At 46.2% G+C, this 12,255-nt stretch carries 11 protein-coding genes and 1 tRNA gene; 5 read left to right on the forward strand and 7 right to left on the reverse strand.

Features of this window, described 5'->3' with window-relative positions; translation table 11 throughout:
- Window position 1 precedes the first annotated feature (1 nt).
- From ICN31_RS06210 to ICN31_RS06220, 3 genes are all read right to left on the reverse strand, one after another.
- A complete protein-coding gene (locus tag ICN31_RS06210; RefSeq protein WP_216259633.1) occupies window positions 2-1,468 on the reverse strand; it encodes a DEAD/DEAH box helicase in 1,467 nt (488 codons plus the stop codon).
- A 6-nt stretch (window positions 1,469-1,474) separates the two neighbouring features.
- Window positions 1,475-1,882, reverse strand: coding sequence for a heme-binding protein (locus tag ICN31_RS06215; protein ID WP_216259635.1), 408 nt, complete (start codon window positions 1,880-1,882; stop codon window positions 1,475-1,477).
- A gap of 131 nt (window positions 1,883-2,013) precedes the next feature.
- The gene (locus tag ICN31_RS06220) at window positions 2,014-3,198 is read right to left on the reverse strand and encodes an alanine--glyoxylate aminotransferase family protein (protein WP_216259637.1); all 1,185 of its coding nucleotides are present in this window, start codon (window positions 3,196-3,198) and stop codon (window positions 2,014-2,016) included.
- Between the two features lie 197 nt (window positions 3,199-3,395).
- On the opposite strand from ICN31_RS06220, the gene ICN31_RS06225 reads away from it, so the two are divergent.
- Window positions 3,396-4,091 carry a GntR family transcriptional regulator gene (locus ICN31_RS06225; RefSeq protein ID WP_216259639.1) on the forward strand — a complete coding sequence of 232 codons (696 nt, stop codon included), beginning with the start codon at window positions 3,396-3,398 and terminating at the stop codon, window positions 4,089-4,091.
- Window positions 4,088-7,165 (forward strand): FAD-binding and (Fe-S)-binding domain-containing protein, encoded by a 3,078-nt coding sequence (locus ICN31_RS06230; protein WP_216259648.1) that lies wholly within the window; start codon window positions 4,088-4,090, stop codon window positions 7,163-7,165. The genes ICN31_RS06225 and ICN31_RS06230 overlap by 4 nt, the downstream gene beginning before the upstream one ends.
- Window positions 7,166-7,190: 25 nt before the next feature.
- Here ICN31_RS06230 and ICN31_RS06235 read toward each other — a convergent pair whose 3' ends face one another.
- From ICN31_RS06235 to queG, 3 genes are read right to left on the reverse strand one after another with little or no spacing between them, the layout of a single operon-like run.
- A complete protein-coding gene (locus ICN31_RS06235) occupies window positions 7,191-7,544 on the reverse strand; it encodes an AzlD domain-containing protein (RefSeq protein WP_255530926.1) in 354 nt (117 codons plus the stop codon).
- On the reverse strand, window positions 7,541-8,326 hold the full coding sequence (locus tag ICN31_RS06240) for an AzlC family ABC transporter permease (RefSeq protein WP_216259650.1): 786 nt from the start codon (window positions 8,324-8,326) through the stop codon (window positions 7,541-7,543). Before ICN31_RS06240 ends, ICN31_RS06235 begins: the two co-directional genes overlap by 4 nt.
- 3 nt (window positions 8,327-8,329) lie before the next feature.
- On the reverse strand, window positions 8,330-9,430 hold the full coding sequence (queG, locus tag ICN31_RS06245) for a tRNA epoxyqueuosine(34) reductase QueG (RefSeq protein ID WP_216259653.1): 1,101 nt from the start codon (window positions 9,428-9,430) through the stop codon (window positions 8,330-8,332).
- 43 nt (window positions 9,431-9,473) lie between these two features.
- Between queG and tsaE the strand changes: the two genes are divergently transcribed.
- From tsaE to ICN31_RS06260, 3 genes are all read left to right on the forward strand, one after another.
- Window positions 9,474-10,034, forward strand: coding sequence for a tRNA (adenosine(37)-N6)-threonylcarbamoyltransferase complex ATPase subunit type 1 TsaE (gene tsaE / locus ICN31_RS06250; RefSeq protein WP_088524815.1), 561 nt, complete (start codon window positions 9,474-9,476; stop codon window positions 10,032-10,034).
- Window positions 10,031-11,377 (forward strand): N-acetylmuramoyl-L-alanine amidase, encoded by a 1,347-nt coding sequence (locus ICN31_RS06255; RefSeq protein WP_216259655.1) that lies wholly within the window; start codon window positions 10,031-10,033, stop codon window positions 11,375-11,377. Before tsaE ends, ICN31_RS06255 begins: the two co-directional genes overlap by 4 nt.
- Before the next feature lie 85 nt (window positions 11,378-11,462).
- Window positions 11,463-11,538, forward strand: a tRNA-Lys gene (locus ICN31_RS06260).
- A gap of 142 nt (window positions 11,539-11,680) precedes the next feature.
- Here the strand turns inward: ICN31_RS06260 and ICN31_RS10620 are convergent.
- A complete protein-coding gene (locus ICN31_RS10620; protein ID WP_255530980.1) occupies window positions 11,681-12,190 on the reverse strand; it encodes a universal stress protein in 510 nt (169 codons plus the stop codon).
- Window positions 12,191-12,255: the final 65 nt, after the last annotated feature.

Here is a 12,255-nt window from a genome sequence, read left to right on the forward strand (position 1 = left end):
ACTACTTCTTTTTAAAGCCGCCCAATAAAGCGCCAACAGTTGGCTTAGCAGGCGTAATACCCACTTTCTTCTCTTCAGGCTTTGCGCCCTCTGTAGCATGTGGTGCGGCACTGGGTTCATAAGGCTTGTAGAAAAATGGGTCAGACATTTTTGCTGGTGCACTGCTAGGTGAAGATCTTGTAGATGAATGGCTACTTGAAGGGGTCCTACCTTGTGAAGGGGTGCCTTCTGGCAAAGGTTTGATATCAAGCTTACGCTTCATCAATTTTTCGATGTCATCAAGCAAACGCTTTTCGCTAGCATCTACCAGTGCAATTGCATCGCCTGTGCTACCGGCACGACCAGTGCGGCCAATACGATGAATAAAGTCTTCTGCGTTATATGGCAATTCATGGTTAATCACACAGGGCATATCCGGAATATCTAAACCACGGGCAGCAACATCAGTTGCAACCAGTGCTTCGATGGCGCCAGATTTAAATGCATCTAATGTAAGAGTACGTTCGCCCTGACTCTTATCACCATGAATCGCGCCCGCTTTAATGCCATCACGCTCCAGCGCACGAGACAATCTGGCGCAACCCAAACGACTATTCGTAAAGATGATGCATTGACGTGATAGACCCTTACGTGTGCGCTCTTCCAATACCCTTACAATGGCGCTCTGCTTATCAGCCGAGGCCACCATGTGCACTACCTGCTTGACGGTATCTGCAGCAGCATTCTGGCGTGCTACCTCTACCGTTACCGGAGTACGCAAATAACTCTGTGCCAGTTTTTTAATTTCTGGTGAAAAAGTTGCTGAGAACAGTAGGGTTTGTCTTTGCGCAGGAATCAAATTAATAATGCGCTGCAGATCGGGTAAGAAACCCATATCGAGCATACGGTCGGCTTCATCGAGCACGAGAATTTCTACTTGGGATAAGTTGGCTACTTTTGAACCAATGTGATCAAGTAAGCGGCCTGGTGTGGCAATCAAGATTTCAACGCCGTTGCGCAAAATCCCAACTTGCTCCTTCATATCTACACCGCCATAGACCACAGCAGCGCGCAAATCAGTATGTTTGGAATAGCTAGCGGCATTCTCAGCCACTTGCACTGCCAACTCTCTAGTTGGAGTCAGCACTAAAGCACGAATCGGATGACGCGCTGGTGAAGCGCTATTGCTAGCATGTCGCAAAATCTGTTGAATGATTGGCAATACAAAAGCGGCTGTCTTACCAGTTCCGGTTTGCGCTGCGCCCATCAAGTCTCTACCCGCTAAAACGTGTGGGATCGATTGCGCTTGAATCGGTGTAGGAATGGTGTAGCCCTGCTCGAGTACCGCCTTTTGAATCTTTGGATCTAAACCAAAATCAGCAAAAGTAATTGTTGCCGAAGGGGCGGTGTCAGTAACGCTAGTGGTACTAGGGGCGACTGTATCGTCAGCCCCTGTAATAGAAGTTATTTCAGTATCAGTATTTATCAAGGTAACTTACAGAATGGCGGCAATGCCGGCCTTAGCGGTCTCAGCATCCTCCGCTGATTTAACGCCGGAAACGCCGACTGCGCCGATGGTAAACCCGTTTACCTCGATATTGACGCCACCCTCCAACATACCCGATACGTGCGGGGCGGATAAGAAAGCATGACGTCCGTTATTAATAATTTCTTCGTAAACACGTGTCTCACGTTTGCCCATGGCAGCAGTGCGTGCTTTCTCTTGAGCAATGTAAGAAGATAAGGGAGCGCAACCGTCGCGACGAATTAAGCCCAACATATGGCCACCATCATCACAAACAGCAATCGTCACTGCCAAATTATGTTTAGCAGCATGTTGATCAGCTGCATTCAAAATCTTTTGAACATCAGCCTGAGTTAAATAAGGTTTAGTCGCTAACATGTTTAATCTTTCTGTCTCGAAAATGGCACATCTAATCTGTGCGCCTCTATATAAGTACTTGAATTATAAGGGGTGCAGCCCGATTGACCCTGAGGATCTAGCTCCACCCCGCTCCTAATGCTAAAAACGGATTATTTTAGGAATTCTTGAGCAGCAACTACCCCACTTGCCTTGGGTTTAAAGCCCATAGAACCCAAACTCATCTCTACGCCACTCAGAGCTGCCATGAGGTTGAGCTCATTACAGTCGCCCAAATGGCCAATACGGAATGCCTTACCTTTGATCTTGCCAAGGCCAGTACCTAAGGAGAGATTGAATTTCTCTAAAGCATGCTTACGCAGGACATCGGCATCCATGCCTTCAGGTGTTGCAATACAGGTGAGTACCGGTGAATAACAATCGGTGTCCTGACACTGAATCTCTAATCCCCAAGCTTTTACTGCTTCACGACAAGCTGCAGCTAAACGTTGGTGGCGTGCAAAAATGGTATCCAGACCTTCAGCCAACATCATGTCCATCGCTTCATGCAATCCATACATCAGATTAGTACTTGGTGTTGTAGGCCAGTAACCATTTTTATTGGATTCGAGAATTTCATCCCAGGCCCAATAGGCCTTGAGCATTTTATTGTTCTTGCTTACTTCAATTGCTCTTGGTGACAAAGCATTAAAGCCAATTCCAGGAGGCAACATCAAACCTTTTTGTGAACCAGAGATGGTCACGTCAGCGCCCCACTTATCGTGCTCATAGTCCGCAGAACCCAAGCCAGATACGCTATCCACGAGCAATAAGGCTGGATGCTTTAATGAATCAATAGCTTTACGAACTGCAGCAATGTTTGAAGTAACGCCAGTAGAAGTTTCGTTATGAACTACGCATACTGCTTTGATCTCATGTCCAGTATCTTTGCGTAAACGCTCTTCAATCACAGATGCATCTACACCCCAGCGCCAAGAGTCTTGTCCAGCTTTACCGACTACTTCAACATCAAGACCAAGACGTTTACCAAGTGCACGCCACAAGTTTGCAAATTGACCGGTCTCATAAAAGAGCACCTTATCACCAGGACTCAGGACATTCACCAATGCACCTTCCCACGCACCAGTGCCGGAGGCGGAATAAATAATGACGGGTTGATTGGTCTTAAAAATCTTTTTAATGCCTTCCAACACCTTCAAACCAAAAGCGCCAAACTCCGGACCACGATGGTCAATCGTTTGGTAGCTAATCGCACGCAACACGCGCGGAGGAACTGGACTTGGGCCAGGAATATGTAAGAAATGGCGTCCAGATGCGTGGTTATCGAGTTTGAGCATGTTTTGTCTCGCTGAGTTTTGGTTGAGTAATCTCGCTAGTGTAAGACAATTTTTGCCAATTTTCTATTTTGTATACAAATTATTTCCAAAAAACCTTAAAATAAAGCCACTATTTAGCGTTTAAAGCCTATATTTATGCTTTATGATGGCTTATTGATATTTTTGTATACAAATTTAGAGTCTAGGAAACGGATGCCATGACGGTAATAGAACAACCGAATTCGCAGAACTTGCATGAGGCCATCTTCCAAAAGCTCAGACTTCTTTTGGTGGAAGGCAAGATTGTTCCTGGCAGCAAACTCAATGAACGCGAATTGGCTGAGAGCTTAAATGTTTCTCGCACTCCAATCCGGGAAGCGATTCGTCGTTTGGCTGCAGATGGTTTAGTTGAGCTGATCGCTAACCGTGGTGCGATTGCCGTGCAACTCAGTCTTGAGGATGTGATTAACACCTTTAATGTCATTGCAGACCTAGAAGGTTTTTCTGGAGAGCTAGCTGCAAACAATATTAGCGATGCTACCCTCTCTGAACTAGAGGCCCTCCAATATGAAATGATGGCTTCGTATGCCCGCCGTGATTTATCCACTTATTACAAACTCAATCTGCGTATCCATCATCTAATCAATCAAGCGGCTAATAATCCAGTGCTGGCTCAGCTCTTCTCTCAAGTGAATGCCCGCATTGAAGCCCTGCGCTTTAGATCTAATCAAGATGGCGTCAAATGGGAAAAAGCAGTTGAAGAACATCAAGAGATGCTCGATGCTCTCAAGGCCAGAGACAGCGCCCGTATGCGCAAAATCATGATCCAGCACGTCCAAAACAAACGTGATGTTGTAGTGCAGTTACTTAAAGTTGAAGCCCAAGCCACAACTGCAGGAGAGGCACTCAAATGAATAAACCTCTCGATCTCAAAGAGCTGATGGTAGATCAAGCACAACTCGCTAAACGTTTGCGTCAGGAGACATCTGGGGAAGTGATGACTGATAGCGCAAGTCGTGGTCGTTATGCTACCGATGCTTCTATCTATCAAGCCATGCCAGTGGCAGTATTCGTGCCAAAGACTGCACAAGATATTGCAAGTAGCATTCAGATTGCATCTGAAATGGGTGTGCCTGTGCTCCCCCGTGGTGGTGGTACAAGTCAGTGCGGTCAAACCACTGGCGCAGCATTAGTTATTGATAACAGCAAATACTTCAGAAACGTTCTTGATCTCAATTTAGAAAAAGGCTATGTCGAAGTGGAGCCAGGTATAGTGCTCGATCACCTTAATGGCTCATTGAAGCAACATGGCCTTTGGTATCCAGTAGACGTTTCTACTGGTGGGCAGGCAACCATTGGCGGCATGGCAGGCAATAACTCCTGTGGAAGCCGCTCCATTGCCTACGGTAATATGGTGCATAACGTTTTAGGAATCAATGCTTGGCTTGCCAATGGCCAAGTTGGTGAATTTGCTAACTATGCAAATAGCTCCGGGGTTGCTAAAGAGCTGGGTAACTTTGTAAAAGGCTTGGCTAATACTCTGCAGCCGGAGATTGAGGCGCGTTTCCCCAAAGTTCTTAGACGTGTTGCAGGTTACAACCTCGATATCTTTCATCCCCAAAGCGAATTACCGTACACCCAAGATGGTAGCGTCAATCTGTCACATCTATTAGTGGGTAGCGAAGGTACGCTAGCCTATTTCAAATCCCTCAAACTCAAGTTAGCTCCACTGCCACAGCATAAGGTGCTGGGCATTGTGAACTTTGCGAGTTTCTACAAAGCAATGGATAGCGCTCAGCATATTGTCAAACTGGGTCCTACTGCTGTGGAGCTAGTGGATCGCACGATGATTGATTTGGCCCGCAGCAATCCGAGCTTTCAGAAAACGATTGAGACTGCACTGATCGATCACGCCGCACAAACACCAGAAGCTATTCTGTTAGTGGAGTTCTCCGGTGAGGCCCATGCCCCACTACTAGATAAACTCAAAGCCTTACAAGAACTGATGAGTGATTTAGGTTTGCCAGGCTCAGTAGTACCAATGCCTGACGCCGCTTTGCAAAAGAATCTCTGGGAAGTGCGCAAGGCAGGTTTGAACATCATGATGAGTCTTAAAGGCGATGGTAAGCCGGTGAGCTTTATTGAAGATTGCGCCGTGCCGCTTGAAAGTTTGGCTGATTACACCCAGGCATTAACCGAGGTGTTCTCTAAGCATGGATCAAGAGGTACTTGGTATGCCCACGCCTCTGTAGGAACTTTGCATGTACGCCCTATTCTGGATATGCGCAGAGATGGCGCCCAAAAGATGCGCGCTGTAGCAGAAGAAGCATCAGAGCTAGTGCGCAAGTACAAAGGTGCTTACAGCGGTGAGCATGGTGACGGCTTATGTCGTGGTGAGTGGGTCTCTTGGCAATTTGGCCCCAAGATTACCGAAGCCCTCTCTGAAATCAAGCACGCATTTGATCCTAAGGGATTATTTAATCCTGGCAAGATTGTCAATCCGCCGAAGATGGATGATGTCAGTAACTTTAGATTTCCGCCCAGCTATAAAGTCATTCCATTGCAACCCGCACTAGATTGGTCCGCTTGGAATGTCCAGAACAATCCTGTTACAGAGCAAACGACTGCGCCAGGCACTGGTGGCGATCCAGCAATGGGCTTGGCTAAAGCGGTGGAGATGTGCAATAACAATGGTCACTGCCGCAAGTTTGATGCTGAAGTGATGTGCCCTAGCTATCGGGTGACTCGCGATGAAAAGCATCTCACTAGAGGCAGAGCCAATACCTTACGCTTGGCACTATCGAATCAACTGGATATCAAGAGCAACTCCTCTCCAGAATCATCACCATTAGCAAGCGATGTGATTAAAGAAGTGATGGATCTTTGTGTCAGCTGCAAAGCTTGCCGTCGTGAGTGTCCTACTGGTGTAGATATGGCCAAGATGAAGATTGAGTTCTTATCAGCCTACAAGAAACGGGTTGGTCATTCCTTACGAGATTTAGCAGTAGCTTTTTTACCCAAATATGCAGCCACCATTAGTAATATTCCACTCCTGCCAGCACTACTGAACCTGCGCAATCACATTGAGCCAGTAGCAAAACTACAAGAATGGATCATGGGTATCTCTGCACAGAGAAGTTTGCCGATCTGGAAAAGCAAGACCTTCTGGAATCAGCAAGTAGCACTAAGTTATCAGTTCACACCCGAGCAATTGACACAAAGCACCAATGGCAAAGGCGTAGTGTTACTCGCCGATACTTTTAATGCCTATTTTGAAGATGAAAATCTCATTGCCGCACTGAGGGTTCTTAAAGCTGCGGGTTACCGTGTGCATATTCCGAATAAGAGTAATAGCAAGACAAAAGTAACAAACAATACTTGCTCAAAAGAGTTTTGCTGTGGCAGGACCTATCTTGCCGCAGGCATGGTAGATAAAGCCAAAGAAACGCTTGGTGAACTCGTTGATCATCTTGCACCCTATGCAGACAAGAACATTCCGATTATTGGTTTAGAGCCTTCGTGCCTCTTTACCCTCAAGGATGAAGCCTTAGTCATGGGCTTTGGTGATAAAGCCATCAGCGTTTCTAAGCAAGCACAACTCTTAGAAGAGTTCTTGGCATCTGAAGCTAAAGCAGGAACGCTTAAGCTGAATCTCAAAGAAGCCAGCAAACCAGTGCTCTTTCATGGTCACTGTCATCAGAAGGCTTTTGCAGCAGTAACTCCCGCTATGGAATTACTTAAACTGATTCCTAAAGCAGAGCCTAAATTGATTGAATCATCTTGCTGCGGTATGGCGGGCAGTTTTGGTTATGAAGCAGAGCATATTGAAGTGTCTAAACAAATGGCTGAACTTAGTCTCTTGCCTAGTATTCGAAAATCACCTGATAGCTGGGTAGTGGCTGATGGCACTAGCTGCCGTCATCAAATTGCGGATGGCGCACAAAGAGAAGCGGTACATATCGCCAGAATTCTGGCGGCGCATCTTTAAAGACAGTTAAAAGATTTTTAGCGTATTAATGTATTACGCCGTAACCCACCATCAGTAAGGTTCCAGTCAGTAAGCCTGCAACCAATCGCTTAGTGGGTTTTGAAATCATGACGCCAATTGCTAAGGCGCAAATCACAATGCGTATCCACAAAGGTACTGTTGCCATTAAGCCTAAGGGCATGACAATCAGACGCACTGTTAAGGCAGCAACCATTGCGTACGTAACTGCAGCTATCCAACGGAAGATTTCGCTCTCTTGATTAATGCTATTAGAGAGAAATACCCCAATCGCGCGGCAGAAGTAAGTACCTAGGCAAGCACCCGCAAGGGCGAACCACAAACCCCAGCCGGAGAGCGCATTAGCCATAGTGTTCATCATCCAATCACTCCAGCTTTTTTACGCAAGAACTGACGATCAATAAAGTAAGCCAGTGTTCCAGCCACAAGACCTGATGTGAGCAAACTAGTATCGCGATCAACGATGAAGAAAATCGGGCCAAAGATGCAACCTAACATCAGTGCGATGCGGTTAATCCAAGGCTTTACTTCAGTAAAGGTCAATAAGAAAAATAGTGGATTAATAAAAACAAGACCCAAGGTGACTGCTGGAGGCACCATACCTGCCAAGTAGAAACCCAAGATTGTTCCTGGAATGGAAATGAACCAACAGAGTAAGCCCAGACCGACAAAGTAAGCTAATCGGTGCTTAGTCTCAATCGCATGAAACTCCTTCATCGAGATTGCCCATGCAGTCATTGCTAATAAATGGACTGAAGCATACAAACTACGATTACGATCTTTTTGATGAAACTGTGGAAAGAGTGTTACGGTCATCGTAATAAAACGGGTCGAGGTTAGTGTCACCGCTAAAGCAATAGCAACAGCTGATGAACCGGTAATCGCCATCTCCAGTAAGACCACCTGCCCTGGTAGGGCGAACATGAAAAAGGAAGTAAAGGTAGTAAACCAAACATCAAAGCCATTGGTCTTACCCATGGCTCCGAAACCAACCATGCCTGCAAAGAGCACCATGGCTGGTGCACCAGCTCCATCCCGAAGGCCCGACCAGAATGCATCTTTTGGACTTTTGAAACGCTCGGCAGCCGAACCCTCTAGCGCGATTTCGCTAGGATCAATATAGGGTTGCTCGGATGATGACATGTGTCAATTGTAAGCCTTTAGGGCCCACTCAATATGCTCGGCAACTAAAGCATCAGCAGAAGACAAACTTTCGCTCAAGGCCTTCTGAATTAAATCTTTATCAGTAGCAGTAACTTTGGGACTAGCCAGCGCATTACCCATCGCCACCGCCAGATTACGGCGCCAGCGACTATAACCAATACGACGTATTGCACTCCCTTCATGGCGCTGCTCAAACTCGGCCTCGGTCCAAGACCAGAGATGCAGAAGACTAGCTTGTCCTAAGCCATGGCGTTGTGCAAAGTCTGGGAGCTGTGAACGCTTAGCAAATTTATTCCATGGGCAAATCAGTTGGCAATCATCACAGCCGTAAATACGATTACCCATCGCGCTTCTGAACTCTACTGGTATGGCCTCAGGATTTTCAATAGTGAGATAAGAAATGCAACGACGCGCATCTAATTGATAAGGTGCAGTGATGGCTTGGGTGGGGCAGATATGAATACAGGATTGGCAAGTACCACAATGCTCATCCTGCTCTTCATCAAGCGGTAGCGGAACATCTACTAAGATCTCACCCAAGAAAAAGGTTGAGCCAGATTCTCGATTGAGTAGGAGTGTATGTTTACCACGCCAACCTAAACCTGCTTTACGAGCAAGCTCTACTTCCATTAAGGGTGCTGAGTCTGTAAACACTCGATAGCCAAAGGCGCCAATCTTTTCTTCAATAGCTTTAGCAAAATCTTGCAAACGATTGCGGAGCACTTTGTGATAGTCGCGCCCGCGGGCATACATCGAGACCACCGCTTGCGAAGGATCTTCCAGTCTCTGCCACTCAGCATCAAAGTCACTTTCAGGCGGAAGGTAGTTCATCGACACGCAAATTACTCTGACTGTGCCTGGAACTAATAGCTGAGGATCAGAGCGTAAGTCTGCATGGCGCTGCATATATTCCATATGGCCATGACGCCCTTCTGCTAGCCATTCTTGGAGGCGCTCACTGGCAATACCTAAATGGGTATCGGTAATCCGTAAGTCATCAAAACCCAAGCTCTCAGCCTGCTCCCCCAGCCAAGCTCGCAGTTTTGGCTGATCTAGTGTGGAGGGGTTTGTAGATAAAGACATAGGCAATACAGAATGTAGCGCAATAATTGAATAAACTAGGGCAATGACCGCAAATCAGACGCCTCAGACATCTCCCAAAGCATCGCTCAAGCAATATTGTAGGCAGGAAGCAGAAACTGCATCCCTAGCCCAGCGTCTTGCCGCCTCTATTCAGGAGAATATGAAGCATTCTCCGAAATCCCACCTCAATATCTCTTTAGAGGGCGACCTAGGCGCAGGCAAAACGACCTTTGCCAGACATTTGATTCAGGGCTTGGGCTACGAAGGAAAAGTAAAGAGCCCTACTTATACCTTGTGTGAGCCCTACGAACTGCAAAGCAATCAACAAGCATTCACTGCCCACCACTTTGATCTGTACAGAATGCGTGATTCCTTGGAATGGCAAGAAGCAGGATTTGGAGAATACTTTGATGTGCCGGGATTTTGTTTAATTGAGTGGCCAGAAAAGGCTGAAGGCACCCTTCCTACATTTGATATTCAGATTACTCTGACAGCTGGCACAGATGACAATGAACGTGCCATTGAGCTTAATGCTTTTTCTGAGCAAGGCAAAAAAGTTGTTGAGCAGACTCAAAAAGCGCAAGCAACACAAATAAAGTCATGAGTAGTAAAAAAGTGAATTTCTCTAGAAGACAGCACCTCAAGACTTCAGCTAAGTTTTTGAGTTTTGCCTTACTCCTTACTGAAGTAGATATTGCCTGGGGTGCCAAGATATTGGGCGTGCGTATTTGGCCCTCAGAGGATTACACCCGCATTACTTTGGAGTCTGATAAACCACTACCCATTACGCAGCAGATCCTCACCAACCCAGATCGCTTGGTAGTTGATGTACAAGGTTTAGAGCTCAATCCGACGCTAAAAGATATTGTTGCTAAGGTCAAACCAAACGACCCCTATGTATCGCAAATTCGGGTGGGGCAATTTCAGCCAGGTATTGTGCGTTTAGTATTTGACTTGAAAGAACCCATCAAGCCACAACTCTTCACGCTCGATCCCGTTGGTGAATACAACTACCGCATGGTGTTTGATCTTTACCCAACAACACCATTAGATCCACTCATGGCCCTCGTGAAAAGTAGTGCCAAAAAAGAGAGTGCTCTTGAAAAAGCCAATGAAGAGATTGATCTGATTGCGCAGTTTGCAACCAAGAAAGATAAAGAGGCTGTTAAAGTACCGGCAGCCCCGGTAGCCCAAGCCATCCCAGAAACAAAGGATGTATCAGCACCTCCTAAATACAAACGATTAATTACGATTGCGATTGATCCTGGCCATGGCGGTGAAGATCCAGGCGCCATTGGTACCGCAGGATCCCGAGAAAAAAATGTCGTGCTCTCGATAGCCAAGCGACTCAAAGACAAAATTGAGAGTGAAGCCTATATGCGCTCTTACCTGACTAGAGATGGTGATTACTTTGTGCCTCTGCATGTGAGGGTACAAAAAGCCAGAAGAGTTGAAGCAGATCTATTTGTATCGATTCATGCAGATGCCTTTATTGAACCCCGAGCTAGGGGTGCTTCTGTATTTGCGCTTTCTCAAATGGGTGCTAGTAGCTCCATGGCACGTTGGATGGCGAATAAAGAAAATGCTTCAGATTTAATCGGGGGCATCAATATCAAGACGCAAGATCGTCAAGTAGCGAACTTACTTCTGGATATGTCGACAACTGCGCAAATTAAAGACTCTATGCAAGTCGGCCAATCCATTCTGAAGCAAATTGGAGGCTTTGCACCGCTTCATAAGGCCAAAGTTGAACAAGCTAGCTTTGCTGTTTTAAAGGCTCCAGACATCCCTTCTATCCTGGTAGAAACTGCTTTTATCAGCAATCCTCAAGAAGAGGCCAGATTGAATGATGAAGGCTATCAAGACCGAATTGCAGAGGCCATTTTGAGAGGAATTAAGGAGTATTTTTCCAAAAACCCGCCAGTGGCTAGGCGGGTCAACTCATAAGCTACTCGTAAGTACAAGGGCTTAGGGGCAGACTCCCCAGACCAAGGGGAAACTACAAACTTCTTGCTATAATTTCCGTTTTACCGGGTCGGTAGCTCAGTCGGTAGAGCAGCGGACTTTTAATCCGTTGGTCGCGAGTTCGAATCTCGCCCGACCCACCAATACATAAGGCGAAGCGCACGAAAGTGCGCTTTTTCTTTTGGTATATAGTAAATACACAACTTTTTTTATTACTTGTTCTAATGATGCAGACAAAAAAATGCCCTCCGAAGAGGGCAAAAGAGAGAACAGCGGGAGGTAAAATTAATCGATCACAACAGCCATCAGAGCAGTTGCTGCACCAGCACCTAATGCCGGAATGCCCCAACGCTCTAAGGTCGGCAATGACTTACCAGTGACTACTTCAACAGGAATATCGCTGATCTCTAATAACTTCGCGGTAGTCGAGTTCTCAAACAATCTACTCAATGTATTTTTCTTGGCTGATCCTATGACGATACGATTACATCCTAGGCGCATCGCCTCATCGCGCAAGGCTTCGCCTTTATCACCGCTGACATAAGTAAATGAAAAGCTCGCGCCTGACTTTTCTAGAAATTCAATAGCCGACTTTGCTACATTTTTTGCACGCTCTGCTTGCCATTCCTGAATATCGGTCTTACTAAAAAATTTACCAATGTGGCGATAAATTCTCGGCTGCACATTGCAAATGTGAAACTCATTAGCAGCATCTTTTCCATAAGTACTAACTGCATGTCTCAGGGCCAAAATAGCATTGCTTGAATCATCAACCGGAATGAGAACTTTATTCATTACTTCACCTCCTAAGGTATGAGACTGCTTTTCAGATACTGCTTCAGTTGTAGCTGGAACTACTT

Source organism: Polynucleobacter sp. UB-Piko-W3 (assembly GCF_018881635.1).
Taxonomy (GTDB): Bacteria; Pseudomonadota; Gammaproteobacteria; order Burkholderiales; family Burkholderiaceae; genus Polynucleobacter.